Source organism: Arthrobacter sp. zg-Y1143 (assembly GCF_030125565.1).
GTDB lineage: Bacteria > Actinomycetota > Actinomycetes > Actinomycetales > Micrococcaceae > Arthrobacter_B.
Genome location: NZ_JASKLW010000006.1, coordinates 295,492 through 322,140 on the forward strand (window position 1 = coordinate 295,492; position 26,649 = coordinate 322,140).

General features: G+C 66.2%; 29 protein-coding genes and 3 pseudogenes. 20 read left to right on the forward strand and 12 right to left on the reverse strand.

From position 1 onward, the window contains the following. Positions 1 to 97: 97 nt before the first annotated feature. Positions 98 to 400: a cupin domain-containing protein gene (locus tag QNN98_RS09915; protein ID WP_283996942.1), complete on the forward strand. Its 303-nt coding sequence runs from the start codon at positions 98 to 100 to the stop codon at positions 398 to 400. A 178-nt stretch (positions 401 to 578) separates the two neighbouring features. On the opposite strand, the gene QNN98_RS09920 is transcribed toward QNN98_RS09915, so the two are convergent. Beyond that, entirely contained in the window at positions 579 to 1,643 is a 1,065-nt protein-coding gene (locus tag QNN98_RS09920) for a hypothetical protein (protein WP_283996943.1), read from the reverse strand. A gap of 73 nt (positions 1,644 to 1,716) precedes the next feature. Between QNN98_RS09920 and QNN98_RS09925 the strand changes: the two genes are divergently transcribed. From QNN98_RS09925 to QNN98_RS09935, 3 genes are all read left to right on the forward strand, one after another. Then, a complete protein-coding gene (locus QNN98_RS09925; RefSeq protein WP_227926177.1) occupies positions 1,717 to 2,286 on the forward strand; it encodes a TetR/AcrR family transcriptional regulator in 570 nt (189 codons plus the stop codon). A 148-nt stretch (positions 2,287 to 2,434) separates the two neighbouring features. Then, a complete protein-coding gene (locus QNN98_RS09930) occupies positions 2,435 to 3,346 on the forward strand; it encodes an ABC transporter ATP-binding protein (RefSeq protein ID WP_227911549.1) in 912 nt (303 codons plus the stop codon). Then, positions 3,343 to 4,932 (forward strand): ABC transporter permease, encoded by a 1,590-nt coding sequence (locus QNN98_RS09935; protein WP_227911550.1) that lies wholly within the window; start codon positions 3,343 to 3,345, stop codon positions 4,930 to 4,932. Before QNN98_RS09930 ends, QNN98_RS09935 begins: the two co-directional genes overlap by 4 nt. A 26-nt stretch (positions 4,933 to 4,958) precedes the next feature. Here the strand turns inward: QNN98_RS09935 and QNN98_RS09940 are convergent, their stop codons facing one another. After that, positions 4,959 to 5,348 carry a VOC family protein gene (locus QNN98_RS09940; protein ID WP_283996944.1) on the reverse strand — a complete coding sequence of 130 codons (390 nt, stop codon included), beginning with the start codon at positions 5,346 to 5,348 and terminating at the stop codon, positions 4,959 to 4,961. 130 nt (positions 5,349 to 5,478) lie between these two features. On the opposite strand from QNN98_RS09940, the gene QNN98_RS09945 reads away from it, so the two are divergent. Continuing rightward, positions 5,479 to 6,927, forward strand: a complete 1,449-nt coding sequence (locus tag QNN98_RS09945; RefSeq protein WP_283996945.1) for a lipase maturation factor family protein — start codon at positions 5,479 to 5,481, stop codon at positions 6,925 to 6,927. Here QNN98_RS09945 and QNN98_RS09950 read toward each other — a convergent pair. The 3 genes from QNN98_RS09950 to QNN98_RS09960 form a co-directional block, all read right to left on the reverse strand. Then, positions 6,924 to 7,727, reverse strand: coding sequence for a pullulanase X25 domain-containing protein (locus QNN98_RS09950; protein ID WP_283996946.1), 804 nt, complete (start codon positions 7,725 to 7,727; stop codon positions 6,924 to 6,926). The two genes, QNN98_RS09945 and QNN98_RS09950, sit on opposite strands and share 4 nt — an antisense overlap. An 89-nt stretch (positions 7,728 to 7,816) precedes the next feature. Beyond that, a complete protein-coding gene (locus QNN98_RS09955; protein ID WP_283996947.1) occupies positions 7,817 to 8,557 on the reverse strand; it encodes a lipoate--protein ligase family protein in 741 nt (246 codons plus the stop codon). A 3-nt stretch (positions 8,558 to 8,560) separates the two neighbouring features. Further along, positions 8,561 to 9,346, reverse strand: coding sequence for a thioesterase family protein (locus QNN98_RS09960; protein WP_283996948.1), 786 nt, complete (start codon positions 9,344 to 9,346; stop codon positions 8,561 to 8,563). Positions 9,347 to 9,445: 99 nt separating this feature from the next. Here QNN98_RS09960 and QNN98_RS09965 point away from each other — a divergent pair, with 99 nt between their 5' ends. After that, positions 9,446 to 10,417, forward strand: a complete 972-nt coding sequence (locus tag QNN98_RS09965; protein ID WP_227911556.1) for an aldo/keto reductase — start codon at positions 9,446 to 9,448, stop codon at positions 10,415 to 10,417. Positions 10,418 to 10,428: 11 nt separating this feature from the next. On the opposite strand, the gene QNN98_RS09970 is transcribed toward QNN98_RS09965, so the two are convergent. Continuing rightward, a complete protein-coding gene (locus QNN98_RS09970) occupies positions 10,429 to 11,787 on the reverse strand; it encodes an FAD-binding oxidoreductase (RefSeq protein ID WP_227911557.1) in 1,359 nt (452 codons plus the stop codon). A 277-nt stretch (positions 11,788 to 12,064) separates the two neighbouring features. Continuing rightward, complete coding sequence (locus QNN98_RS09975) at positions 12,065 to 12,769, reverse strand: SOS response-associated peptidase (RefSeq protein ID WP_227926168.1); 705 nt, start codon at positions 12,767 to 12,769, stop codon at positions 12,065 to 12,067. A gap of 85 nt (positions 12,770 to 12,854) precedes the next feature. On the opposite strand from QNN98_RS09975, the gene QNN98_RS09980 reads away from it, so the two are divergent. Beyond that, entirely contained in the window at positions 12,855 to 13,187 is a 333-nt protein-coding gene (locus QNN98_RS09980; protein ID WP_227926167.1) for a hypothetical protein, read from the forward strand. A gap of 29 nt (positions 13,188 to 13,216) precedes the next feature. Here QNN98_RS09980 and QNN98_RS09985 read toward each other — a convergent pair whose 3' ends face one another. Beyond that, the gene (locus QNN98_RS09985) at positions 13,217 to 14,062 is read right to left on the reverse strand and encodes an aldo/keto reductase (protein WP_229958914.1); all 846 of its coding nucleotides are present in this window, start codon (positions 14,060 to 14,062) and stop codon (positions 13,217 to 13,219) included. 136 nt (positions 14,063 to 14,198) lie between these two features. Between QNN98_RS09985 and QNN98_RS09990 the strand changes: the two genes are divergently transcribed. Both QNN98_RS09990 and QNN98_RS09995 read left to right on the forward strand, forming a co-directional pair. Beyond that, entirely contained in the window at positions 14,199 to 15,188 is a 990-nt protein-coding gene (locus QNN98_RS09990; RefSeq protein ID WP_283996949.1) for an NAD-dependent epimerase/dehydratase family protein, read from the forward strand. A 148-nt stretch (positions 15,189 to 15,336) separates the two neighbouring features. After that, positions 15,337 to 15,966, forward strand: a complete 630-nt coding sequence (locus QNN98_RS09995; protein WP_283996950.1) for a TM2 domain-containing protein — start codon at positions 15,337 to 15,339, stop codon at positions 15,964 to 15,966. Here the strand turns inward: QNN98_RS09995 and QNN98_RS10000 are convergent. Beyond that, positions 15,956 to 16,135: a hypothetical protein gene (locus QNN98_RS10000; RefSeq protein ID WP_227911563.1), complete on the reverse strand. Its 180-nt coding sequence runs from the start codon at positions 16,133 to 16,135 to the stop codon at positions 15,956 to 15,958. The genes QNN98_RS09995 and QNN98_RS10000 overlap by 11 nt on opposite strands. A gap of 153 nt (positions 16,136 to 16,288) precedes the next feature. Between QNN98_RS10000 and QNN98_RS10005 the strand changes: the two genes are divergently transcribed. The 4 genes from QNN98_RS10005 (at position 16,289) to arfB (ending at position 19,091) form a co-directional block, all read left to right on the forward strand. Further along, complete coding sequence (locus QNN98_RS10005) at positions 16,289 to 16,708, forward strand: LexA family protein (RefSeq protein WP_229958909.1); 420 nt, start codon at positions 16,289 to 16,291, stop codon at positions 16,706 to 16,708. Then, complete coding sequence (locus tag QNN98_RS10010) at positions 16,701 to 18,026, forward strand: Y-family DNA polymerase (protein WP_283996951.1); 1,326 nt, start codon at positions 16,701 to 16,703, stop codon at positions 18,024 to 18,026. Before QNN98_RS10005 ends, QNN98_RS10010 begins: the two co-directional genes overlap by 8 nt. A 146-nt stretch (positions 18,027 to 18,172) precedes the next feature. After that, positions 18,173 to 18,613, forward strand: coding sequence for a hypothetical protein (locus QNN98_RS10015; protein ID WP_283996952.1), 441 nt, complete (start codon positions 18,173 to 18,175; stop codon positions 18,611 to 18,613). A 55-nt stretch (positions 18,614 to 18,668) separates the two neighbouring features. Next, positions 18,669 to 19,091: an alternative ribosome rescue aminoacyl-tRNA hydrolase ArfB gene (gene arfB, locus QNN98_RS10020; protein WP_227911567.1), complete on the forward strand. Its 423-nt coding sequence runs from the start codon at positions 18,669 to 18,671 to the stop codon at positions 19,089 to 19,091. On the opposite strand, the pseudogene QNN98_RS10030 reads toward arfB, so the two are convergent. Continuing rightward, positions 19,088 to 20,477: pseudogene (locus QNN98_RS10030) on the reverse strand (CoA transferase). The gene arfB and the pseudogene QNN98_RS10030 sit on opposite strands and share 4 nt — an antisense overlap. A 180-nt stretch (positions 20,478 to 20,657) precedes the next feature. Here QNN98_RS10030 and QNN98_RS10035 point away from each other — a divergent pair. The 7 genes from QNN98_RS10035 (at position 20,658) to QNN98_RS10065 (ending at position 25,989) form a co-directional block, all read left to right on the forward strand. Further along, positions 20,658 to 21,023, forward strand: a complete 366-nt coding sequence (locus tag QNN98_RS10035; protein WP_283996955.1) for a DUF6507 family protein — start codon at positions 20,658 to 20,660, stop codon at positions 21,021 to 21,023. Further along, positions 21,020 to 22,801: an alpha/beta hydrolase gene (locus QNN98_RS10040; protein WP_283996956.1), complete on the forward strand. Its 1,782-nt coding sequence runs from the start codon at positions 21,020 to 21,022 to the stop codon at positions 22,799 to 22,801. The genes QNN98_RS10035 and QNN98_RS10040 overlap by 4 nt, the downstream gene beginning before the upstream one ends. 113 nt (positions 22,802 to 22,914) lie before the next feature. Continuing rightward, complete coding sequence (locus QNN98_RS10045; protein ID WP_283996957.1) at positions 22,915 to 23,370, forward strand: hypothetical protein; 456 nt, start codon at positions 22,915 to 22,917, stop codon at positions 23,368 to 23,370. Positions 23,371 to 23,488: 118 nt separating this feature from the next. Continuing rightward, entirely contained in the window at positions 23,489 to 23,941 is a 453-nt protein-coding gene (locus QNN98_RS10050) for a hypothetical protein (RefSeq protein ID WP_227926155.1), read from the forward strand. Positions 23,942 to 24,056: 115 nt separating this feature from the next. Next, a complete protein-coding gene (locus QNN98_RS10055; RefSeq protein WP_283996958.1) occupies positions 24,057 to 24,512 on the forward strand; it encodes a hypothetical protein in 456 nt (151 codons plus the stop codon). Positions 24,513 to 24,591: 79 nt separating this feature from the next. Then, complete coding sequence (locus QNN98_RS10060) at positions 24,592 to 25,425, forward strand: SDR family oxidoreductase (RefSeq protein ID WP_283996959.1); 834 nt, start codon at positions 24,592 to 24,594, stop codon at positions 25,423 to 25,425. A gap of 6 nt (positions 25,426 to 25,431) precedes the next feature. Further along, the gene (locus QNN98_RS10065) at positions 25,432 to 25,989 is read left to right on the forward strand and encodes a DUF1697 domain-containing protein (protein WP_283996960.1); all 558 of its coding nucleotides are present in this window, start codon (positions 25,432 to 25,434) and stop codon (positions 25,987 to 25,989) included. Positions 25,990 to 26,014: 25 nt separating this feature from the next. Here the strand turns inward: QNN98_RS10065 and QNN98_RS10070 are convergent. After that, positions 26,015 to 26,131, reverse strand: a pseudogene (locus QNN98_RS10070) (DivIVA domain-containing protein); the annotation flags it as partial. A 75-nt stretch (positions 26,132 to 26,206) separates the two neighbouring features. Next, a pseudogene (locus QNN98_RS16465) lies at positions 26,207 to 26,596 on the reverse strand (DivIVA domain-containing protein); the annotation flags it as partial. Positions 26,597 to 26,649: the final 53 nt, after the last annotated feature.

Consider the following 26,649-nt stretch of genomic DNA (forward strand, 5'->3'; position numbering starts at 1 on the left):
GGCCGATGATGGCCCCAAGACTTCTCTCCACGGAATCGATGTCGCCGCTGAGCTCCGGCAGGTCCACTCTCATTGGACCCCACGGGTCATTGGGCGCGTGAACGATCAGTACGTGAAGGTCGCGAAGCTGCTCGGTGAGCTGGTCTGGCACGCCCATGACGCGGAGGATGAAATGTTCCTCGTCGTCTCAGGTCGGTTACGCATCCAGCTGCCCGATGCTGAGGAGGTCGTACTCATGCCTGGCCAGTTCTACGTCGTTCCCCGCGGGGTGCAGCACAATCCGATCGCGGACGAGGAGGTTGAGATTGTCCTGATTGAAACCGTCACTACCGCGCACACCGGCGGCGTCGTCGTGGAGGGCACCGTTCCGGTCGAGAGGCAGGTTGGCGGCTTCCGCTGACCTACACCTAAAACTTCGCGACTCTACGTATGTAATAAGCCGTTCCTCAGGTGGTACGTCTACAGCGTGCTTTCTCTCAAGGCCCGACTGTAGATAGCTGTGTTGTTTCTGGTGTCCGCAGATACGACTAGGGTGCTGGTGGCTGAGGCGATGGGCAACCAAACCCTCTGCGTACCGCCTACGCAGACACTACTTCACGGGTCTCGTCATCACGCTGGCCGTGCGGCGCGGACGTCGCTGCGGATGCCCGGGCATGGGCGGTGAGCGTGAGGACGACGCCGACGGCGGTCCATCCGATGAGGATCCACCACTGCGGGGCGAGGTTCGCATGGGGGAAATAGCTCAGGGATCGAACGAGCCAGTTCGACGCTCCCGGAACGAAGAACTGCCCGATCTGGCCCCAAGGCTCCGCTAGGAATTGCCACGGTGTCGCCGCAGAGGAGATCGGGTTCCCGATGAACATAGTGAGTACCGCACCGACGCCGATACCCTTGGCCCCAAGCAGCGATTTGCAGCCCACGATGAACGAAGCGGTTGCGAGAACCGACAGTCCCATCGCGGCGGCATTGATCCAAAAATGCCCCTGGAGGTATTCGAACCACGGCTGCAGGACAAGGGTGAGGCCGAGACCCGCTGCGACGGCGAATCCGGCAAGGGCGGCCAGCCTTCGGGCGGCTCCGGCAACCAACAGCGAGATTACGACGCCGCCAATCATGCCGCCCATCGTCATTGGGAATGAGGCAGCGGCCAGCCCGCTGCCGGACGGGTCGGAATCAGAGAGCGGCACGACCGGAGTGACGGTGACCGTGGCTGCTGCGGGATCGCCCCCGGTGGCAAGAGCCTGCTGGGTCCGCTGGGCCTGCAATTGAGCAGCGGCACCGTTCAGCAACTGGGTGGCTGCGGCACTGGCGGCAGGGGCAGTCAGCACCTCGGGCGCCGTCGTGCCCTCTCCCAGGATGATGGCGCCGTAGGATTCGCGGGATTCGATCTGCAGTACAGCTTCATCGCGGTCCGCTGCATCCACAAAATCGAATGTCTCGGGCGACTGTGCGCCGATGATGTCCTGGACAGCAGTCACTGCCGCGGCCGGGCCGGCGATGCTGACGGGCAGGTGCTGCGCCGTCGTGACCTTCGAAGGCCAGAGGAATGCCAAGACCACGAGCAGGGCAATAAGTGAGCCGGCGACACCGAGGCCGGCAGCCTTGGACCACTTGGTGGGAGGGGAATGGAGCTGGGTAGACATGGGAATCTCCAGAGTCAAAAAGAACAACCATACTGTTTGCATCCCAGCGTAACAGAACGGGTATTCTGTTTGGATGCCTCGTCTTACGGATTCCCGTCGCGCCGCCCGCCGCGAGCAGATCGCGGCCGCTGCCATGCGTTGTTTCATAGCCAACGGATTCAGTGAGACGTCGATGGCGGAGATCATCAAGGAGTCGGGGCTTTCCGCTGGCTCGATCTACTCCCACTACGACAGCAAGGCCGACCTGATGCGGAGCGTTGCCGCAGAATTGTTGGAGGAGCGGACCGCCGGTCTGGGCGCTGCAGCCACCCCCGGCGATGTGGTGCGAACCATCCTTGCCTCCATCGATCGCGAACGCGCAAGGCTTCTGCTTCAGGTGTGGGCCGAGGCTGCACGGGATCCGGAAACGGCCTCCATGGTGCAGGACCAGCTGCGGGCCATTCAATCGGCGGCTGAAGCGAGCCTCCTGGATTGGGTGCGTGCTCACACCACTCCTGCCGAGCAGGATGTTGGGGAGGCCGCCACTGCGGCTGCCCATGCTGTCCTGTCTGCGGCCCAAGGCTACGTGGTCCGGATCGCCCTCGATCCAGGACTCGACCCCGGCGTGCTCATTTCCTCTATCGCCGCCATGGTCGACCGGTAGGAGCTGAATCAAGGCATTCCGGGTTCTAGAACCACTTCAGCCGGATGTTCGAGATGACTGCATGGACGAGGATTTGGCCGACACCCATGAACACATGGCGGATTTGCCAGCACACTAGCTGTAGGGATGGCTAGAGAACGGGGAGGCTATGAGCGCGGAGTTAGTCATCAGTGTTCAGGGGCTGGAAAAGTCTTTCGGGAGATTCCAGGCTCTGAACGGGCTGAACCTCCAGGTTGAGCGTGGGCAGGTGCACGGTTTTCTGGGGCCAAACGGCGCCGGGAAGTCAACAACTATCCGTGTGCTCTTGGGGCTGTTGAAGGCCGACGCCGGAGACCTGCATGTCCTGGGTAAGGATCCGTGGCGGGAGGCCGTGCCGCTGCATCGGCGGCTTGCCTATGTACCGGGCGATGTCGCGTTATGGCCGGGCATGACCGGCGGCGAAGCCATCGACCTGCTGGGATCGCTCCGCGGCGGGCTGGACGAGGGGCGGCGGGCGGAACTGATCCAGCGGTTTGAGCTGGATCCCGCGAAGCGGGGCCGGCAGTACTCCAAGGGGAACCGGCAAAAGGTAGCCATCGTCGCCGCCCTGGCCTCCGACGTCGAGCTCCTAATCCTCGACGAGCCAACCAGCGGCCTGGACCCGCTGATGGAGAACGTCTTCCAGGAAGTGATCGGTGAGGCAAAGCAACGCGGCACCACGGTGCTGCTCAGCAGCCATATCCTCGCCGAAGTCGAAACCCTCGCGGACCGGGTGAGCATTATCCGGGACGGACGGATCGTGGAGGAAGGCACGCTGGCCCAGCTTCGCGGGCATACCACCGCCGCCGTCCGCGCCACTCTGGAACGTGACCCACAGCCCGGCCAGCTGACCGCATTCGGGGACGTGCACCTGGACGGCGGCAAACTCACGGCCGTGGTGGAGTCCGCACGGGTGGGTGAGGCAATGGCAGCACTCACCCCGTTCGGCATCACATCGCTGACCGTTGAACCGCCCTCGCTGGAGAGCCTCTTCCTGCGGCTGTACGACGATGACACCCCCTCCACACGGGCGCGCCCATGAGTAACGCCCTGACGGGTACCGGACCCCTGCTGCGCGCTACTGTCCGGTTCGACGGACGTAGCTTTGTACCGTGGATCCTGATCGCGACGGCGCTCTCTGCGTCCTCCGTGCTCGTCTACCCATGGGTCTTTCCCACCCAGCAGGACCGCCTCGGGCTAGCCCTTGCCATTGGCTCCAACCCGGCACTGGGCCTGATCTTCGGGCCGGCCTATGATCTGAGCACCGACGACGGTTTCAACGCTTGGCGCAGCCTCGCCCTGGGCGGATTCCTCGCCGCACTCGGATCGATTTTCACCGTCACCCGGTCCAGCCGGGGTCAGGAGGACTCCGGACAGGCGGAGCTTCTGGCATCCGGTGTACTGGGCCGGAACAGCCGTCTGCTGGCGGGAGTGAGCCTGGCCCTGATCGGCTCGGTGGCTCTGGGAGGCGTCGCCGGAGTCGTCACTTCCTGGTGCGGCGGCAGCTGGAATGCGTCCCTGCTGCTGGGAGCAACGTTCACTGCCACCGGTTGGATGTTCGCTGCGGTCGCCGCTGTGACGGCGCAGCTAGGATCCGATGCGCGGACGGCCAACTCGCTGGCTGTGGGTACCTTCGGCGCGCTGTTCCTGCTGCGCGGCTTCCTGTATTCGGTGGAGGCACCGGACTGGACGTCCTGGATAAATCCGTTGAGTTGGATGACGGAAACCCGGCCGGCCAGCGGCAACCACTGGTGGCCGCTGCTCCCCGCAATGGCCGTTACTCTGGTCCTGCTCGGTATAGCCTTCCTGCTGCAGTCCCGGCGCGACTTCGGGCAGGGGGCCATCGTCCCCGGACCGGGCCCCGCCCGGGGCAGGGGTGGGACTCCGTGGAGCCTGGCGGTCCGGCTGAACCGCGCCCCGCTCCTGACATGGACCGTTGCATTCATGGTTATCGGGGTGGTCTTCGGGTTTTTTGCCCGCTCCTTGAAGGACATCCTGAGCGGTGACAGCGCAGCCGCCTCGGTTCTCGCCTCCGGTGCCGCCACGCCGGATGCTCTCGCGCCGGCCTTCCTGACGACGATCCTGAGTCTGGTCGGTATTCTCGCCGCCATTCCGGGCGTGCAGATCGTGCAGAAGGTGCGGACCGAGGAGCTGGCGGGCAGGCTGGAGCCGGTTCTGGCCGCCGCCGTTCCGCGCTCCCGTTACTTCACGGCGAACGTCATCCTCGCATTGGCCGCACCAACCATCTACCTGCTCCTGGCCGGAGCCATCATCGCGGTGCTGGCCTCCGGAGAACTGGGCATCGACGCCGGCAGGGTTCTGCTGCAGGCCGTGGTGACGGTTCCGGCCGTGTGCACGGCCACCTCCGTATCCGCAGCGGTCGTCGGCGCCCGCCCCCGGCTGGTGATCGCGTCTTGGGCGGGCGTGTTCATTTCCTTTGCGCTCACGTTGCTGGGCCCGACGTTCAGGCTCTGGGACTGGGTGCTTGCTATCAGTCCGTTCTGGCACGTTCCCAACGTTTCCGTCGACGAGGCCGGGTGGGCCGGGTTGGCAGGAATCTCCGCCGTCACCGCTGTGTTCCTACTGATCGGTTTCGCTGGTTTTCGCCGTCGGGACCTCGATGGGTAGGCATTCGTGTCAGCGGCGGAGGAAGGTCAGCCGTTGCTGTCGGCGATCTGGATGAGGTTGCCCACCGTGTCCGAGAACACCGCCGTCGTCATTGGTCCCATCTGAGTCGGCGGCTGCGTGAACTCCACGCCGAGGTTCAGCAGGCGCTCATATTCATCCTGCACGCTGTCCACGGCGAAGGACGTGAACGGAATCCCGTCCGCCACCAGCGCCTGGGTGAACGGAGCGACGGCGGGATGCCCGGCCGGTTCCAGCAGCAACTCCACGCCGCCCTCCTCCCCCGGCACGCCCACCGTCAGCCAGCGTGCCCCGCCCGCCGGCACATCCTGCCGCGGCTCGAATCCCAGCACGCGCGTGTAAAAATCCAGTGCCTTGTCCTGGTCGTCCACAAAAATACTCGTCACCACAATCCTCATGGCTGATCCCCTGTCTGCTCGGTGCCTCCGTACGGATCTGCCGTCGGCGCACCGCCAGTATCGGGGGCAGCCGGAAAATGCGGGAGGGTAGTGCCGCTGCGTCCGGCAGCGGCAGCTAGGCTGGATGGCCATGGAGCTCTTCAGCGCCGAAGGATACGAGTTCGCCCGCCAGGTGCTGCAGCGCGGCATCGCCGCCGTCTTCCTGATCGGGTTCCTCAACGCCGCCGCGCAGTTCCCGGCGCTGCTGGGCGAAAACGGGCTGCTGCCGGCGCCGCGGTTCCTGGCCCGAATCAAGGGCCGCGGCATCCCCACGCTGTTCCGCTGGCACTACTCGGACCGGTTCCTGCTCATAGTGGCCTGGACGGGTGCGGCGGTCTCGGCACTGCTGGTGGCCGGAGTGCCGCAGTCCGGCCCGTGGTGGCTGCCCCTGGCGGCTTTCCTGCTGATCTGGGGCCTGTACCTGTCCATAGTGAACATCGGGCAGACCTTTTACGGTTTCGGCTGGGAGTCGCTGCTGCTGGAAGCGGGGTTCCTGGCCGCGTTCCTGGGCTCCGACGACGTCGCTCCCCCGGTGACCGTGCTCTGGCTCTTCCGCTGGCTGGTGTTCCGGCTGGAGTTCGGTGCGGGCCTGATCAAGATGCGCGGAGACAAGGTGTGGCGGGACCTCACGGCCCTGTATTACCACCACGAGACCCAGCCCATGCCGAATCCGGCCAGCTGGTTCTTCCACCACCTGCCCCGGCCCCTGCACAAGGTGGAGGTGCTGGGCAACCACTTCGCCCAGCTGGTGGTGCCGTTCTTCCTGTTTTTCCCGCAACCGGTGGCCTCGGTTGCCGCCGCGGTCATCATCATCACCCAGCTGTGGCTGATCCTCTCCGGCAACTTCGCGTGGCTGAACGCCCTGACTGTCCTGCTCGCGTTCACTGCGGTCAGCGACTCGGCCGTGCAGGCGGTGCTGCCGGGCATCCGGTTCGCGGAGGACCCGACTGCTGTGCCGGTGGCCTACGCCGTCGTCGTCCTGGCGGCAACCGCCGCGATGCTCTACTGGGCCTGGGCGCCGCTGAAGAATTTGTTCAGCCGCAACCAGCTGATGAACGCCAGCTTCAACCGCTGGCACCTCTCCAACGCTTACGGCGCGTTCGGCAGCATCACCCGGCACCGGAACGAGGTGGTGATCGAGGGGACCAATGACCCGCCGGGGCCCGGTGCCCGCTGGCGTGAGTACGGATTTCGGGGAAAACCCGGGGACCCGCGGCGGATGCCGCGCCAGTTCGCGCCCTACCATTTGCGGCTGGACTGGCTGATGTGGTTTCTGGCCCTGGGCTCCTACGGTGCCTGGTTCCCGGAGCTGCTGCGGAAGCTGCTCGCCGGTGACCGCCGGACCCTGCGCCTGCTGCGGCGGGACCCGTTCAACGGAGTGCCGCCGCGCTGGATCCGTGCCCAGGTATACCGGTACCGCTATTCCACCCCGGCTGAACTGCGCGCGGAGGGGGTCTGGTGGGTCCGGGAGCCGGCCGGGACCCTGGTGGATCCGGTTGAGGGACCCGGCCCGGCCGGCGCACCCCGTCCCGGGTCTTAGGCGCTGACCTCGGGCTTGGTGATGACCGAGTGGGTCGCGTGGTCATAAAGGAACGTCAACGGTCCGCCGGCGTGCTGCATTTCGATGTTGCCGCCGTCGCGGTGTGCGTCGTGTCCATAGTTCTCGTCCCAGGAACCGTTGAGGGCAACCTTGTACTCATACGTTCCCTCGGGCAGTTCCACCGTGAGCTTCCACAGTTCATCGTGCCGGTCGAAGGCGAAGCGCAGGTCCGTTCCGGCCGGATCCCAGTCATCGATGCCCAGGGCGGACCAGAAGCCGCCGGCCAGGACCACGGACTCCGGCTGCGGGAAGGACGGTTCGGGGACGGATTCGGGATGCGCGCCGTGCTGCTCGGCCGGAACTTCCGGGACGGAAACGGCGTCGCGCAGCGCTTCCTCCACCACTTCCTCCACGACTTCTTCCGCCGGCGACGCCTGGTCGGGGGCGGCGGCAGCAGGAACGGGCTTACCGTTCAGGGCCGCGGCCAGGTGGGCGGGCTCCGGGAAATCCTTCAGCGCCTGCCGGCCGGCGTTGGTAATGCTCCAGCCGGAGCGGGCTTCCTTGAGGATCCAGCCCGCTTTAACCAGCTTGGTGGTGGCATTGACCAGGGCCCGTTCACCGCGGGCGGTGCCGCTGGCCAGGGTTTCGGCCTCGCTGCCCGTCAGCGGAACCCGGGCCAGGGCGGCGCCGAGAACCTTGCCCCGGCTGATCTTCCCGGCGGCGGAGGGCTCCTCCGCGGCGAGGATTTCGAGGACCGCGCGCAGCCGGAGGGCAGTATTTTCAACGGTGTCTGAACCCAATGGAATTCCTTCGTAACGTATGTGCCGATAAGCCTGCTGACAGTCATCCACCTTAGCCGGGGGCGCCGGACGCAGGAAGCACCGAGCCCCTAGTGTCGCCCGGCCAGGTCCGTGAGGGCAGTGAAATCGCCCTCATTCAGGGCGGCATAACCTGCGTACGCGGCCCGCACGGCGTCCTCCACCCGGTCCGTGGTCAGCTGCGGGACCAGGTCGGCGGCCGCGCCCGCGGTACGGGGATCCCACCCGAGCCCCAGCTCGGCATAGCAGTCGGTCAGCACCCGGCGCAGCGGCGTACCGTTGCCGACCACCAGCACCGTGGAAAACAGCCAGGCCCCGGAAACCACGCGCTGGGCCGTGCCGGCCAGCTTGATCCGCTCCCCCGGGGCTCCTTCGCCGTAGACGCTGAACTCGCCCGGGCAATACTCACCCGGGATCGGTCCGACGCCGGCGGTCAGCCCGGTTTTGGCCAGCGCCCCGGCCAGGAGGTCAGCGAACCGGGCGAAGCGTTTCCGGGACCCGGACAGGGCATCAGCCTCCGGCTCCACATGGTCCAGGATCAGGCAGTCCCGGTGGTAGGCGGCAGCCCGGCCGCCGGCCTTGCGGACCAGGGGTGCGAATCCGTGCCGGCGGGAAGCAGCCTCCGCGGCGGCGAAACCGGGGAGTTTGGCATCACGCTGCCCCAGCGCCACAGTGGGAACCGGGCGGTAGATGCGCAGGGTGGGGCCCAGCTCCCCGCGCCGGACGGCATCGAGCATCGCCAGCGCGAAGTCCAGGTCCTCTGCAGCTCCGAGGGACCGCTGCTGCCGGACCACCGTCAGGGCGGGCTGCACGTCCTAGGCCCCGCCGAGGGGCCGGACCGTGAGGATCTGCTCGCTGCGCCCGAACGGACCCTGCAGGTCATGCAGGACCGCCGAGGTCAGTCCGATGCCGTCCGCCCCAAACGTGACCCGGGTATCCAGTCCCAGCCATTCGCCGCGCGGTTCACGGTGCAGGTGCAGCTGCAGGTCCACGTTCGGGAACATGTAGCTGTCCCCGCCCGGGGGCACGCGGGTGGAGATGCCGTTGGCGGTGTCAGCCATGCCGATCATCTTCACCAGGTCCGACGTAGGAGTGCCTTCCACCATTTCGTGCGGGGTGCGCAGCCAGCCCCGTCCGCGGCCGGGCCGAATGCCGGGCAGGGCCCGCATTTCCAGGGATTCGATGAACGCCCCGGGCCACGCCGTCAGGCTTTCGCGGGACCCTGCCTCTGCGGGGCCGGGCATGGTCTCATCTTCGACGGCGGCCACTTCCGGCGTGGTTCCCCGGGCCAGCCGCCATGCGGTGGCGCGTACCGCGGTGCGCCCGTCCGCAACCATCTCGGCCTGCAGGAGTTCAATGGTACGTCCGGGCCGCAGGACGGTGGTTTTCACTTCGAAGGTCGTGCGCGGAATCAGTCCCAGGATGTCGTAGCTGATGCGCGCCATCCGGAGCTCGGGCCGCGGCTGGAATTCCTCCAGGCAGTGCGCCAGCAGGCCCGAGATGGGTGCCATGTGCTGCTCGTGCGGGTTCCACGCGCCCTGCGTGTGGATGGTGGCCTCATAGACCCCGTTGCCCAGTGAGCGGTAATACGATTCAGCCACGTGCTTTGCTTCTCCCTGCCGGTCCTTATTTGGCCTTCAGGCTACATCAGCACCCCGGCGTGTCTGGTCCCGCCGCGTGTCCGGGGACACAATGGCCGGATGGAATACACCCATCTTGGCCGGTCCGGCCTGTCCGTTTCCCGCCTGTGCCTGGGCACCATGAACTTCGGTCCCAAAACCGAAGAGGCGGACGCGCACGCCATCATGGACTCCGCCCGTGACACCGGCATCAATTTCTTCGACACGGCCAACGTCTACGGCTGGGAGCGCAAGGGGTGGACGGAGGAGATCATTGGCCGCTGGTTCGCCAAGGGCGGCGGCCGGCGCGAGGACACGGTCATCGCTACCAAGCTCTACGGGTCCATGAGCGAGCGGCCCAATGACACGTTCCTTTCGGCGCTGAACATACGACGGGCCCTGGATGCCAGTTTGAAGCGGCTGCAGACGGACTACGTTGACCTCTACCAGTTCCACCACATTGACCGGAACACGCCCTGGGACGAGATCTGGCAGGCCATGGAAGTGGCTGTGGCGCAGGGCAAGATCATTTACAACGGCAGCAGCAACTTCGCCGGGTGGCACATCGCCCGCGCCCAGGAGAACGCCCGGCGGCGGAACTTCACCGGGCTGGTCAGCGAACAGTCCATCTACAACCTGATTAACCGGTCAGTGGAGCTGGAAGTCATCCCCGCCGCACAACAGTACGGGCTGGGCCTGCTCCCTTGGTCCCCCCTGCAGGGCGGCCTGCTCGGCGGGATCCTGCGGAAGGAGGCCGACGGCGGCGGGCGGCGGGCCGAGGGCAGGGTGCGGGACCTGCTGGAAAAACACCGGGACCAAATCCAGCAGTACGAAGACTTCGCGGCGGAGCTGGAAACTGCACCCGGTGTGCTGGCCCTGGCCTGGCTGCTGCACCAGCCGGCCGTCACCGCACCGCTGGTGGGCCCGCGCACCCAGGAACAGCTCGATGAAGCACTGGTTGCCCTGGACGTCACTTTGGATCAGCACGCCCTTGACCGGTTGGACGGGATCTTCCCGGGCCACCGCACCGCGCCGGAGGACTACGCCTGGTAGCCGCGGTCCGGCTACACTGCTGCGAACCCGGGCAGCGCGAAGCGGGCGCTCGGATCTGCTGACGAACGGATATCGGCGAGGCGGGCCGCGTTGCTGCCGAAATACGCGGCGCCGGGGTCAGTAATCGAGGGATCGAGATAGTTGACATAGGCCCCGGTGCCCCACCACGGCTCCATCGCGGCCCGGGATTCCCGGACGAACACGTCATAGGGGGCCGGGTCCGCTGAGTCCTCGAACGTGGCAGTGTATTGCACCGTGGCGTAGGCATCCCGGTGGGCAAACCCTGTCTCCTCGTGCAGGTCCCGCACGGCTCCACCGAGCGCGTCGAGGGACACTGAGACCTCCCTCGCCCCGGCCAGCTGCTGGCCAAGCATGCACCTCTCCACCAGCGCAGCGGCACCGTTCCGGTCGAGCAGGTCGGTGGGGACATGGGAGGTCGCACTGAACGCTTCCCGCTGCAACAGACCGCCGGCACCTGTGGTGCATTGCTCGGCTGACACACCACCGGCACACCCTGCGAAGGAGAACATCACATCCTGGTACGTCCGGTCCGGTTGGACTGAGTTCACCGTCGGCAGGACGCCGGATCCCTGATGCAGCCCCGCCATATTCGCATCCAGCTCGGACGACGGGCCAATCCATGTTGCCGTCAGCTGGATGGCCGGGCCGGCATGGCGGCCACCGCTGAGGAGTTTCAGCGTGGACCACAGCCGCGGGTCGGCGTCGGGCGCCCACGCCTGCCACGCGAGGATTACGGGAACCGCGTCAGCGAAGGACCATTCAAGGAAGGCGGTGGTAATTGTCGGTGCCGGAACAGTGTCGAAGGTCAGGGACGTGAGGACGCCAACCTGCCCGCCCCCGCCGCGGCAGGCCCAGAGGATGTCCGGGTTCTCATCGGCGCTCGCCGTCATCCGCATACCCTCGGCCGAGACCATTTCAACGGACCGTAAGGCATCTGATGTCAACCCGAAGGCCCGCGTCAGGACCCCCACGCCGCCGCCGAGAGTCAGTCCCGTTATCCCCACCGTTGCGCAGGACCCGGCGGCCAGCGCACGGCCCTGCTGCCCCAGGGCCTCATACACCTGGATAAGCCGGGCACCCGCACCGATGGTTGCGGACCCGTCCGCGGCGACGCTAATGGCCGACAGCGCCCGCACATCGATGACGAGGGCTGAATCACCGCTTGAATGACCGGCATAACTGTGTCCTCCGGACCGCAGGGCCAGCGGCACCCCGGAGGCATTGGCGAACATGACGCCCTCGGCCACATCGTCTGCCGACGCCGCCGAAAGCACCGCCAGCGGCTCCGCACCGTCAAACCGCGGATTTTCCACCTGCCGCGCCGATGTAAACGCTTCGTCACCCGGCATGGACAGTTGTCCCTGCAGGCGTGAACGCAGGCCTTCCCAATCCGGCGGGCCCGCCGGGGATGCGGTCCCGGACGGTGAGGCTGCAGTTGACGCAGGTGGCGGGGAAGCCGGCGCCATACACGCGCCCAGACCGGCAGCCGCGATTCCCCCGACGGAGGCAATAAGCAGGTTTCTCCGCGTCATCTTCACCATGCGCACACCCTACGCCTCGGCAGGCACCGGCATGTCGAGGCCTTTCATTCGCTGGCAATCCCGCCGCCGAAGCCGCACCCGCCTTTCAGGCGCTCGCGGGCTCGATCAGGGCCGGTCCGTCGTTGCGCACGGAGTTCACATCCGTGGACACCACGCGCGGTGTCAGAGTCGGCTCGGGGACGGCGTCGAGCAGCTGTGCGACGTCGGCGCCCTCGGTCAGGCGCGGGTCCAGCCAGTCCGCGTACAGGTCCGGCGGAATGATCAGGGGTGTGCGGTCATGGATGTGGCCCAGCGCATCGGCGGCTTTAGTGGTGATGATGGTGACGCTGAGCAGCCACTTGTGCTCATGGTCTTCAGGCAGCGCCGGGTCAGGCCAGAATTCGTAGAGGCCGGCGAAAGCCAGCGGATCCCGCTTCTCCGAATACAGGTAGGTGGGGATTTTCCCCTCGGCGGACTTCTCCCACTCGTAATAGCCGTCCGCCGGCACCAGGGCCCGCCGCTTGACCGCGGCCTTGCGGAAGGCCGGCTTTTCCAGAATGGTTTCCCTGCGGGCGTTGATCATCCGGGAGCCTATCTTCGGGTCCTTCGCCCAGACCGGCACCAGGCCCCACTTGGCGGTGGCCAGCCGCCGCACGGGCTCCTCGCTGGCGAAACGCTCCGTGACAATGCGCACGTCGTCGGTGGGCGCCACGTTCCAGGACGGCTGTACGTCAGGGCCCACTGTCTGTTCGACGGCGAAGGCCGAGACCAGGTCCGACGTCGCCCTTGCCATTACGTAGCGTCCACACATGGCACCCATTGTGCACCATTCGTGCCGCCGTTTCCCGGGCGGCGCCGGTTATCCCTACTCGAACGTATGTTCTATTTTTAAAAGCATGAACCAAGATGCCGTGCTGCGGCTCGCCGCAAGGTATGCCCGGCGGGCGGAGCCGATCGGCCTGACCCCGGAAGAGCTGGACTTCGAGCACAATCCGGTCACCACGTCAGTGCCCGGTGTACCCGTGTGGGCCTGGATCCGCTTTCCGGGAGCGGCGGAGCAGGTCAAGGGTGAGGCCTGCAGCTGGTCCGCCAGGGCCGTGCAGGTGCTGTGGGAGGATGCCGGGGTGCGCCGCTCCACCTGGGTCTGGGCCTCGGCGGTGACCCGGCGGAAGAACAACAGCCGCAAGGAAGCCCTGGGTGAGCGCACGGCCCCGGACCGGAACGGGTGACCCGGTTGCCTTGAACGCGGCACAGCGCCCTAGAGCTGGCTGAACGAGGCGGTGGCCGGGTCCGCGCCGATCCGGCTGCCGGCATCCAGTCCGTCCAGCGTGTCCAGTTCCTCCTGCGTCAGGTCCAGGTCCACTGCGGCCAGGTTTTCCCGCAGCCGGCCGGGATTCGCCGATTTCGGGATGACGATCCGCCCCGAGCCGAGGTGCCAGGCGAGCACCACCTGCGCCGGCGTCGTGCCGTATTTGTCTGCGAGCGCCGCCACCTCGGCATCCGCCAGGGCAGCACCCTGTCCCAGCGGGCTGTAGGCTTCCACCGCAATGCCGCGCGCAACCGTGTCGGCGGCGAGCGCAGCCTGCCGGAACCCCGGATGCAGTTCAATCTGGTTGACGGCAGGCAGCACCTGGCTCTGGTCTGCCAGGGCGTCCAGATGCTCGGGCAGGAAGTTGGAGACGCCGATCGCCCGCATGTAGCCGTCACGGTAGAGCCCTTCCAGCTCCTTCCACGCCTGCACGAACATCCCCTGCGAGGGCACCGGCCAGTGGATCAGGTACAGATCCACGGTGTCCAGCTTCAGGGCCCGCCGGCTGTCCATGAACGCAGCCCGCGCCCTGCCCTGGTCCCCGTTGCGCAGCTTGGTGGTTACGAAGATCTCGGCACGCGGGATGCCGGAAGCCGCGATGGCCGCCCCCACCCCTGCCTCGTTGCCGTAGGCCGCCGCGGTGTCGATGTGGCGGTACCCGGCAGCCAGGGCGTCTTCCACAATTTCCTGCGTCTGTTCCGGCGGAACCTGGAATACGCCGAATCCCAGCTGCGGAATCCGCACTGAGTTGCTCAGGGTCAGCTCGGGAACGCTCGAACGCGGGCTCTCGGTCATGGTGGTACCTCTCCTTGATGCCGTCCCCGGGGCTGAATTGCCCTACGCTGGGGTGCAGTTGCGGGCCGGGCACCTCCACCTAAGCCCGGCACCCTCCCCCAGTCAAGGAAAATCCGGACAGGAAGTGAACCATCCCGTGGCACTGAATCTGCTGTTCATTGGCGGTACCGGCGTGATCAGTTCGGCCGCCGTCACCCGCGCCGCGGCCCTCGGGCACCGGGTGAGCGTGCTGAACCGCGGCGTTTCCGCGGCGCGGCCGGTCCCGGCCGGCGTCGAGGTGCTCCCGGCCGACGTCCGCGACATTTCCGCGGTCCGGCAGGCGCTGGGAAGCCGGGAGTTCGACGCCGTGGCGGACTTTCTGTCTTTCACCGCCGGGCATGTGCGCGATGCCGTGGAACTGTACCGCGGGCGGACCGGCCAGTACGTCTTCATCAGTTCCGCTTCGGCCTACCAGAAGCCGCCGGCCCGGCTCCCGGTGCTGGAATCCACGCCGCTGCGCAATCCGTTCTGGCAGTATTCCCGGGACAAGATCGCCGCCGAGGACGTGCTGGTCCAGGCCTATCGCAGCGAAGCTTTCCCGGCCACGATTGTGCGTCCGTCGCATACCTATGACGCCACCAAAGTGCCGCTGCTGGGGCGCTGGACCGACATTCACCGGATGCGGGCCGGACTGCCGGTGCTGGTGCACGGAGACGGGACGGCCCTCTGGACCCTGACGCACAGCAGGGACTTTGCCCTGGCCTTCGTGGGACTGCTTGGGCGACCGGCCGCGCTGGGGGAAAGCTACACGGTCACCTCGGACGAATTCCTCCCCTGGGACGCCGTATACCGGACGCTCGGGGCGGCAGCGGGGGTTCCCGAACCGGTCCTGGTGCACGTGGCCTCCGAGACCATTGCCGCCCATGATCCGGTCCGCGGACCCGGGCTGCTGGGAGACAAGAGCCATTCGGCCGTCTTCGACAACAGCAAGATCAAGTCCCTGGTGCCCGGCTACCGGGCGGAGATTCCCTTCTCCGAGGGGGCCCGCGAAATTGTCCGCTGGTACGACGCCCGCCCCCGGGAACAGGAACCGGACCCCGGCTGGATGGAACTCAGCGACCGCTTGGCTGCCTGGGCGCTCGCGTAACTGCGGGGTTCGGCGCGTGTGGCGCCCCGTCTCCGCCGCAGCGGGCTGTTAGAGTGCGACCATCGTCACAGCACCGGACCCGGTGTCGTGACGGAAGATTCCAGTCATCCTTCGGACAGGTCTGGGGGGAACTTTTTGAAAGGGCAGCATGTCGGAAAATAAGCAGTATCCCGGTAACGATCAGGGAGCCGAGACGGGGGCACCGGCAGCGGACGGGCAGTACAGCTACCCGCAGAGTGCCCCGGAGCCGGCTCAGCAGCCCCAGGCATCCGGACAGCAGTCCACTCCCGCCCCGGCCGGAGAGCCCAGCGCCCAGCAGTACCCGCCGTACGCCCAGCAGGGCAACGGGCAGGACCAGTTCGGGCAGGCTTCAAGCTACCCGCAGGGCCAGTATCCGCAGGCACAGTACGGGCAGGCACAGTACCCGCAGGGCCAGTACCCGCAGGCCCAACAGTATCCCCAGGGACAGTACCCGCAGGCACAGCAGTATCCCCAGGGACAGTACCCGCAGGCACAGCAGTACCCGCAGGGCCAGTACCCCCAGGGCTACGACGAGCGGAAGTCACGCCTGGTGGCCGGCCTGCTGGGCATTTTCCTGGGCAGCCTGGGCATCCACCGTTTCTACCTGGGCCACACCGGGCTTGGCGTAGCGCAGATCGCCGTAACCCTCGTCACCTTCGGATTCGGCAGCCTGTGGGGCTTCATCGAGGGCATCATGATCCTCTGCAATGCCGCGTCGTTCCGCACGGATGCCAAGGGCGTACCGCTTAAGGAGTAGGCGGGAGCTGCTGCTGGGGCACCTCGGGCTGCATATTGCGGCGGTACCGGTGTTCCAGCAGCAGGCGCGCTCCGTTGACCACGAGCGTTTCCACCGGAACCCCCTGTTCCTCGGCCAGTTCCTCCAGTTCCCGTCCCAGCTTTTTCGGGATCTGCAGCTCAATGATCATGGCTTAAATCGTATAGCGGCTCCGGCGCCTCTTCTGACGCGCGGCCCGTCGGATACGTCACCTGCCCTTCGGCCGTAGGTATTGCGGCTTCCTGCGGTGCTAGGCTGGGATTCGAAAGTTTGTTCTAGTTGATCACCTCAGAGGGGCGCAGGCATGGCGGTGTTTTCAGCAGACCGTTCCCGCAGGACAGCCCCGCCGGCGGAGGCCGACGCTGCCGCTGCCTCCGGCTTTCCGAGCCCGGCCCGTGACTACTTCGACGGCCGCATTGACCTCAACCGGCACCTGATCCGCGATCCCACCTCCACCTATGTGGTGCGGGTCGAGGGCGACTCCATGGCCGGCACCGGCATCTGCAACGGCGACGAATTGATCGTGGACCGCTCGCTCACCCCGCGGGACGGCGCCGTCGTGGTGGCCGTGGTCAACGGAGAACTGGCCGTGCGGCGCCTGCTGCTGGACGGGGACAAAATCCTCCTGCGGGCCGAAACGCCGGGTTACCCCGATATTGAAGTGTCGGAGCCGTCGGAGCTTTCGGTGTGGGGCGTTGTGACCCGGTGCCTGCACCATGTCTGATCTACCAGCCGCGGCGGGCCGGCCAACTCCTGCCGGCTCGGGCACCCGGATTGCCCTGGTGGACGTCAACAGCTTCTACGTTTCCTGCGAGCGCGCCTTCGACCCGAAGCTGGCCGGAGTGCCCGTAGTGGTGCTGTCCAACAACGACGGCTGCGTAGTGGCCCGCTCGGATGAGGCGAAGGCACTGGGCATCAAGACCGGCACCCCGTGGTTCAAGCTAGCCGAGTCCGCCCAGCAGGTGGGCCTGATCCAGCGCTCCAGCAACTACGAGCTGTACGGGGACCTCAGCTCACGGGTGATGGAACTGCTGGGCCGCTATGCACTGTGGCAGGAGGTCTACTCCATTGACGAGTCCTTCCTGGGCCTGGCCGGCACCCCGGCCGAACTCAACGCCCAGGGCGCGACCATCCGCACCGCCGTCGCCCGGCACACCGGCCTGCCCGTCTGCGTAGGCATCGGCAGCACCAAGACCCTGGCGAAGTTCGCCAACCGGATCGCCAAGCAGAACCGGCACCTGCAGGGGGTCTGCAATCTGGACACCATGGACCCTGCGGTGGTGGACACCATCATGTCCCGGGTGCCGGTGACCGGGCTGTGGGGTGTGGGATCGCGGCTGGGGACCCGGCTGGCGGCGCTGGGCATCGAGTCCGTGGCGGATCTGCGGGCGGCGGACCCGGCGATGATCCGGCGGAAGTTCTCGGTCATCCTGCAGCGCACGGTGCTGGAGCTCAACGGCACCTCCTGCATTCCGCTCGACGACGAGCGCGCCGACCGCAAACAGCTGATCTATTCCCGCAGCTTCTCCACTCCCGTCACCACACATACCGAGATGCGGCAGGTTATGAGCATCTACGCCCAGCAGGCCGCAGCCCGGCTGGCGCGGGAAGGCCAGCAGGCCCGCGTGCTCACTGCGTATGCGGGCACGTCCCACTTCAGCGAGCGCGCGTCGTCGTTCCCCTCGGCCACCGTGCGGCTGCCGGCGCCGACGGCGGATCCGGTGATCCTGAGCCGGGCGGCGGTAGGTGCCCTGGAGGCCCAGGTCATTGAAGGCGTCTCCTACACCAAGGCCGGCGTGATGCTCAGCGGGCTCGAGGCCGCCGGGGCACAGCCGCTGTTCGATGAGTTCGTCTCCGACCAGGAGCGCCGCAACCTGGGTGACCTGCTGGGCCGGGTTACGGACAAATACGGGGCTGCGAGCATCGGCCTGGGCCTGGCCGGGATGGCGACGGCGAAACCCGAGTGGACCATGTCCCGCAAGTACTCCTCCCCGCGGTACACCACCGAGTGGAGCGAACTGCCGGTGGTTCGGGCACTATGAGCGGATACCCGGAACCGCAGGCAGCAACAGGTAGTCTCCGCCGCTGACGCACGCTCCCCCGCCGGTTTACGCTCTATCCTGCAATTGTCTGTCCCGCAATCACCTGTCTCGTAGTCACTTGTCTCATAGCCATCCCGGGGGTTCGCATGGATGTTTTCTGGCCCGGCGCCGTCATCGGCCCGGTTCTCGTTGTACTGTGCCTGGTCGGTATACGTAAGCGGGAGGCGCTCGCCGAGGCCATGTTTTCCGGCCAGGAAGCGCTCTACGGGACAAAGTGGGCCAACCGGTCCATGGGCGATCCCAAGACGCGGCCAGCCCTGCTGCTGGCGCCCCTCATTGGCGGCACCGTCATGGGGGCTGCGTTCTTTGTCCTCTCGCTCACGGGGGTCCTTGAGATAGACAGCACGGAGAACCCCCCTCCGCCGCCGGGCTTTGTGCTCATGGCACTCACCGGAGCCGGGTTCGGCTTAGCGGCGGCCGTCTACCTGTTCACCCGCAAGGGCCGGAAGCCCTCCCGGAAGCTGCTCTGGGCGCTGACCCTCACCGGAATGGCGTTTATGGCCGGTGCAGCCGCCTTCCTCCGCTGACTGTTCCACTGACTCCGGTGAGCCCGGCGTCGTCCTTTCGTGGGACGCTGGTTATATGGACCTGGTCGTATCGCCCGCGCTGACGATTCCCGCAGCGGAGCTTAACTGGCGGTTTTCCCGTTCCTCCGGGCCCGGGGGCCAGCACGTTAATACCTCGGACAGCCGCGTTGAGCTGTGGTGGAATGTTGCCGAGTCGGCGGTGCTGACAGAAGAGCAGCGCGGGATGCTGCTCCGGCGCCTGAAGAACCGGCTGGTTGCCGGCGTACTGACCGTGACGGCGTCGGAACAGCGCTCGCAGCTGCGCAACCGCGAGACCGCCCTGGCCAAACTCGCCGCCCTCGTCGCAGACGGTTTGGCACCCGCACCGCCCACGCGCCGCAAGACCAAGCCCACCCGGGGCTCGAATTACCGGCGCCTGGATGCCAAGAAACAGCGGTCAGCCACCAAGCAGCAGCGGCAGCGCCCGCCGCGGGACTAACGCAACGGCTGGTCCCAGGACAGGTCCGCGCTGCCGTAGGGCGGCGGGACCCAGGGATACTCGAGCTGGACACCGCGGATCAGCAGCGGCGGCGGAACATAGGTCAACTCACCGTATGAGCTGGCTCCGCGGCGCAGGGCCGGTTCGGGCAGCGCCGACGCTTTGGTCCCGGGCGGCGGGCCGGGCAGGCGCAGCAGTTCCTGGGCGGTCCGGGCCAGAGACAGGTGCGCCGCACCGGCAATGCCGCGCGGCCGTCCCGCGACCAGGGCGACGGCGGCGGCGGACATTCCCAGCCCGGTGGCGTAGTCCAGCGCCTGGACCGGCAGCGCGCCGGGCCGCCACGCGCCGTCGTTCCCCGTGCTGCTGTATAGGTGCGCAATGCCGGTGGCCGCCTGCACAATGCTGTCGAAGCCACGCCGCTCCGTCCACGGGCTACCGGTCGCCCCAGGCATCCAGGGAAACTACGGCCAGGTGCGGATAGTCCGTCCGCAGCGAGACCGGGTCCAGGCCCAGCCGGGCCAAAGAGCCGCCGCGGTAGGCGGTGAGCACGACGTCGGCCTCCGCGAGCAGGGCGCGCAGCCGCGGCTGGACGTCCGGGTCGGCGAGGTCGGCCACCGCGCTGCGCTTGGCGAACCCGGTGTCCACGTACTGGTCCTCCAACTCCGGGAGCGCCGGAGGATCCACGCGCAGCACGTCGGCACCGAGGGCGCCCAGGATGCGGCTGCCGGAAGGGCCGGCGATGACCCGGGTCAGATCCAGCACCCGGAGGCCCGACAACAACCCGTCGCCGGCAGGCTTCGGGGCGGATCCGGGACGGGCATCGCGCAACTCCAACCGTAGCCATGGTTCAGCTGCCACGGCCTGGCCGGCCGCGGACGCACCCCATTGCTCCGGCGTCCGCACCGCCGTCGCCAGCCCGCCGCGGGCCGTCACGGCTTCCTCCACCTCCGCCGAGGAACGCTGCCGTACGGCATCGTCCACCTGCTCCGGGCCCTGCACGTCCAGGGCGGCGAGCAGGGCGGCCTCGTGGTGGGGATAGTTGGCGTGCAGGCGCACCCAGCCGTCAGCGGTTCGGCGGAACCCGGACAGCGGCGCGAACCCCTGGATCGGCTTGTCGTTGATCCGCAGATGCGCAAACGAGGCAAAGGCCGCCGCGACGCCGTCGGAGGTGAAGCCGATCCCGTCCCGGCGCCCGGTGGATTCCGAGTAGGAGGCGACTGCTGTGGCCAGCATCTGCATGGAGCCCAGTGCCAGCCCTTCAACATCCAGTGGCCCTGCCCACCACCAGCGCGGGCCGGTCCAGGGAGCGGGCCCCACGTTTTCGGCCAGCAACGGACAAAGGCTTTGGACCAAGGGCGGGACGGGAATTTCTACAGAGGCGGCCATACCGGAATTATGCGCGTGGGAGCTGATTGCCGCCAGCAGTAGATATCCCGCGGGTATGGATCTCCATGGCTCGAATAATGCGGCCTCTTGCCATCAGGGCGGTATATCCCTATTCTCACTGAGTGTGCCGGAGGTAATCATTGCGGCGCGCTTTTAACGTTTAGTTCTGTGGGGGACAGAATGAGTGACGCAATTGAATATGACATAGATGTTGCGGGCGTCCGCGGCACGCTCCGCGTGGTGCAGGGCCAGTTGGCGGATATCTCCGTTGCGGATATTCGTGCAGCTGCTAACGCGGTGGAAAATAGTCTTGGTGCCAGCAAAACCCTGTCAGCCTTCACCCGGTATGCCGATGAAGTGTTGGTTGGAGATTCCGAGGCAACCCTGACGCGCATCCGCAACGCCGTCGGCGGTGTGGACGCTGCCATGGCCGAATACGTCTCAGCCGACAACACCATGACGGATCAGGCCCGGCGGGCAGTCGTGGGCCTGCCGATGCGGGGCGCGGTTCAGCATGCCAAGCCGGGACGGCTGGTTGCACAATGATTCTTGACGTGGATTTGAGCGGCACCGAGGGGCTTCCCGATCCGGAGGCTGTGATGGCCGCAGCATCTGGATTGGCCGGCGCCGGGGACACCTTTGCCGCCGGAGTGGAGGATATCCATGGCGGCTGGTCCGGAGGCATGGCCCAGTATTACAAAGCGCCTGAACAGGAACAGGTCTGCACCCTGTTGGGACACCCGAAAGACACGGCCAAAGCGCTGCAGGACAGCACGGCGTCGGCGGCCCAGGCACTCAAGTCCTTCGCAGAAGGTGCCCTGGATATCGTTGCCCGGAGGGCCGCGCTGGTTGCCGAGTTGGAGAGCTACGGACAAATCGACGGGCTGGCGTTCGACCCGAACACCGACCGGCCGTTATTCCAGCACCGGGCCAACATCCTGGCAGACGACTACAGGGCACTCGATGACCGCTGCGTCAACGCGCTCAACGCCCTTCACCGAAACACCACAAGCACCTTCGCCTCCTACGGCCCACCGGATCCTGATGCCGCGGTTAACGCAGCGACCGCTGTTTACAACACGCTGACCCAAGGCAGAAGCACTGACCCTCAGCGGGATCTGACCCGGCTCTTGCGCAGCATGGACCTCATGACGCCCGAAGAGATTGCCGCTTTCAAAGCAGACAATCCCGGCTGGGCACTGGTCGCCGCCCCGGTGGGCCTGGACCCTTCGGCAAATAAGGACCTGTGGGCGTCCCTTAGGCACCCGGAAATTGTGATCGCCGCTTTACCCCTGTTGGCAGGCAATTTGGAGGGCGTCCCCTATTCGGACAGGGCTAAAGGCAACCAGTTGGCATTGCAGGCAGCTGCCGCGCAAGACGGCCTGACGCCGGAGCAGGAAAACACGTTTAAGAACATCGCTGAGTCACTCGGCGTATCGCAGCCTAAAACCAACGGCCAGCGCTACCTTCTCGCGTTTGACCCATTGGCCATACCGCCGCTGGCAATGGTTGCCATCGGCAACGTGGATGAGGCCGATTATGTGACCGTGAATGTTCCCGGCATGGACGCCACCACCGAGCGGATGACGGACTGGACCAACGCTGCCCAGAGCATTTATGACGCGCAGAACGATTTGGATCCTGGGTCAAGCCACGCAGTTATTGCGTGGATGAACTACACCACCCCGGACCTCTTTCCTTCTTCCGCTGAGGTCCTGCAGTCAGACCTGGCGAGGTCCGGCGGGGAACGCCTTGCTGCCAACCTAACCGGTATCCATACCGTTCTGGGTGACAATGCCTTCCTAACCGTCGCCGCACACTCCTATGGCACGCCAACAACCGGTGACGGACTTGCAAAAATCGACTTCCAAGTGGACGCGGTGGTTCTCTACGGTTCTGCGGGCATGGACACTGACGTCACCCGTGATGCCACCAGAATGCAGGTGGCGCACGATCAGAACGGAAACCCGCAAGTCTTTGCCACGCAGGCGCGCGGAGACTACGTCGCTGGCGGGGGCATCTTGGGCAGCCAGTTGACGGGCGACGGCCGGCTCGGTGCGACCAATCCGCTCTTTGGCGCGAAGGTCTTCAGTGCCGACGGCAACGAGCTGCTGGCGCCCACCGACGAGCACAGTGCTTACACCGGGCGGGATAACCGGCAAGACAGCCAAGGATATCTCGACAAGGGTACGCAGGCCCTCGATAGCCTTGCCAGGATCTCCCTGGGGCTAGGCGAGCAGGTAGACGTGATAGACCCAATGCCCCTCGAACCGCTTGAACATCACAAGTTAACGCATCCGCAGCTGTACGGGCCCCGTCTGTGAGAATTGCTGAAAGGTCCAACTTGAGCCGCCATTTCCGCACTGCCGCGGCATCCGCCTTAGTGGCCATCCTTATGGCGCTGTCAGCCTGTGCCGCTACTCCCAAGGAGCAACCAATGATTTCTACCCCGACCGGTGGTCCGGCACCCCAGACCGCTCCCTTGGATCTCCTCCGCCAGATGCTCGGGCTCACGGACGAGCTTGCCCGGTTCCACGGCGGCCAGTGGACCCACGAGAACGGCGTGGTTTTTGACCCCGCCAGCACCGCCGGGTACCGGGGCGTACTGTCCTGCGGCGACGACAGCAGCAGGCATTTTACTGTCCACATCTTCGGCCCGGGAGTATCCGACCCGGAGGCGGCCACCAGGGCAGCAGCCGAGCACTTTGCTGATCAAGGCTTCAGCGAGGCGAATAATTTCGAGAGCACTGCCAAAGACAACCGTTACTTCGTCCAGACCCTTACCCACCCGGACGGCACGTCGGTGATCTATCATCCGGGCACCAAACACAGCTCCATAGACGTCGAGAGTGCCTGCTCCAGCCATCCCGGTATGGCAGAACGCACACCCTGATCCGATGCTGCGAAGGGTCCCTCATGCGCACTTAACCGCTCGGTGCGGGCTGTTAGTCCTGTGCCTTTCGCTGCCGGCTCTTTCAGCATGTGCCGTGACCACACCCCAGGAAAAACCAATGATTTCCACTCCGTCCGGCGGTCCGGCACCCCAGGCCGCTCCCATGGATCTGCTCAACCAGATGCTTGGCCTCACTGATGAGCTTGCCCGACTCCACGGCGGCCAGTGGACCTACGGGAACGATACGCTCTTCGACCCTACCGACACGTCCGGGTTCCGGGGCATGATGTCCTGCGGCGACAACAGCCGCCGGTTCAGCGTCCTGATCTTCGGCCCCGGCGTATCCAGCCCGGAGGACGCAACGACGGCGGCGGCGGAGCACTTTGCAGAGCAAGGCTTTACCGAGACCAACAAGTTCGAGAGCTCAGCCAAGGGCAACCGGTACCTGATGCAGACCCTCACCGATAGCGAGGGCAACTCCGTGGTGTACCAGGCAGGCACCAAACGTAGTTCCATAGACGTGCACAGTGCCTGCTCCAGCCATCCCGGCATGGCAGAAACCATCCCCTGATCCGATGCTGCGAAGGGTCCCCCATGCTCGCCTCACCGCTCGGTGCGGACTTTTAGTCCTGTGCCTATCGGTGCCGACTCTGTCGGCCTGTGCCGCTACTCCTCAGGAGAAACCGATGATTTCCACTCCGGCCGACGGTCCGGCACCCCAGACCGCTCCCCTGGATCTCCTCAACCAGATGCTCGGCCTCACGGACGAGCTTGCCCGGCTCCAAGGCGGCGATTGGACCTACGAGAACGGCGTGGTTTTTGACCCTGCCCGCACCACCGGCTACCGGGGCACGCTCTCCTGCGGTGATGACAACAGCCGCCGGTTCAGCGTCCTGATCTTCGGCCCCGGCGTCCCCAGCCCGGAGGACGCCACCGCAGCCGCCGCTAAACACCTCTCAGCGCAGGGCTTCGCCGAGACCAACAAGTTCGATGATCGGATTGATAGGGAACGCTACGTCATCCAGACGCTGAGCCATCCAGACGGCACCACAATTGTTTACGAGGCCGGCACGGACAAGAGCTCCATAGACGTGCACAGTGCCTGCTCCAGCCATCCCGGCATGGCAGAACGCACGCCCTAGGGGTGCGGACGGACAGGGTCTACGCTAGGCAACGGGGGATCCCGCCCTCAACAGCAGCGGTTGCAGGCAGAGGAGCATCATGGCAGCGGACGTACTGGTAGTCATCGGCATGGGCGGCATGGGACAGGCCGTGCTGCGGCGGGTCGGCGCCGGAAAGAAGGTGCTGCTGGCCGACTTCAACGAGGACCTGCTCGAAAGCGTGATGATCAGCGCCGTCGGCGACGGATACGACGTCGTATCCGCACAGGTGGATGTCTCGTCCCGCGAGTCGGTCCAGGCACTGGCCGCCACCGCACGGGAGCTGGGCAACGTCACCGGTGTGGTGCACACCGCCGGCCTCTCCCCCGTCCAGGCCCCGGTTGAGGCCATCTGGAAGGTGGACCTGTTCGGGGTGGCCGTGGTGCTGGAGGAATTCGAAAAAGTCATAGCCCCGGGCGGGGCCGGCGTCGTTATCGCCAGCATGGCCGCCTTCCTGGGCGGCGGCGGCATTCCCGCCGATGTGCTGGCCAGCCTGGCCGCCGTACCGGCCGATGACCTCCTGCTGATTCCCTACGTGGCCGGGATCGACCATCCCGGAGCCGCCTACAGTGTGGCCAAGCGCGCCAACCAGGTCCGGGTGCAGTCAGCCAGCCTGCGCTGGGGTGCCCGCGGCGCCCGGGTCAACAGCATCAGCCCCGGGGTGATTTCCACGCCCATGGGCCAGCAGGAACTGGCCGGGGAATCCGGCACGCAGATGCGGGCGATGATTGAGGGTTCGGGCACCAAGCGGGTGGGCACACCGGCGGACATCGCCAACGCCGCCGCGTTCCTGCTGGGCAGCGACTCCAGTTTCATCACCGGCACGGACCTGCTGGTCGACGGCGGCGTGGTGGCCGCCGTCGACACCGGTACCCGCAGCCGCGTGGCTGGCTGACGGGCCGTGGAGCCGTACTTGGTCCTGCTGCGCGGCATCAACGTGGGCGGCCGCAACAAGGTGCCCATGAAGGCACTGCGTGAGCATCTGACGGACCGGGGATACCAGGACGTCTCCACGTACATTGCCAGCGGGAACGTCCTGCTGCGCTCCGATGCTCCACCGCAGAGGATCGGCCCGGAGATTGAAGCCGTCCTCGTGGAGAATTTCGACCTCGACGATGAGCTGGTCCGGGTCCTGGTCCTGAGCCGCGGCCAGCTGCAGGACGTCATCGAGCAAAAACCGGAAAGCTTCGGGGAGCAGCCGGACACGTACCACTCCGACGCGATCTTCCTTATGGGCATAGACGCGGAAACGGCCCTGCCGGTGTTCCGCCCCCGGGAGGGCGTGGACACGGTGTGGCCGGGCCAGGGTGTCATCTACTCGCAGCGGCTCAGTGCCGAGCGCACCAAGAGCCGGCTAAGCGCGATCATGGCCTCCCCGTTGTACAAGTCCATGACCATCCGCAGCTGGAGCACCACCATGAACCTGTGGGACCGCTTCCCGGGCCGGGAGGTGCCCTAGGCCGCGTGTCCCGCGCCTATCCCGCCTGCCGCAGACGCACCACCAGCTTGTCCAGGAAGTCGTCCACCTCGTTCTGTGAATAGCCCTCACGGAACTGCGTTGGGGCGAACTTCTGATTCACCACCTGCTCCGGAGTCAGCAGCGGTCCGGCAACCCCGGCAGCTCCGAGCTGCTGAAGCTGAAGGGGGTCACCTTCAAGCCGCCTGAGTTCCTGGACGGCCCGGTCCAGGAACACATCCACCTGGGTCTGGTCATACCCGGCCACGAATTTCGTGGGCCGGAACCGCTTGAGCACAACGTCTTCTGCGGTGAGGACGGAATTCTCCGTTGAGACTGTCTTGAGCATTACCGGGGCACCGTTTGGTCCAGGTGCGGGAATCGTTCCGGACACAGCAATTCCGCCGGGTGTCCCGGTTTTCCCGGGCGCACCGGGTCGCGTGCCTTTCGACTTGAATACCCTTGTCAGCACAAAAATCAGCAGTGCGGCAATCAGTGCTCCGCCGATAACCAGCAATCCGCCGTTGTCATTGTTGTTTTCGGCCAATGCGGACATATTTTCAAAAGGCATGCGGCTCGGGCTTTCACTAGGGTATTTATCCGCCGCCATCGTAATGCCTGCAGGAATCCTTTCACGGACGCGACACAGGCCCCGGCGACGGA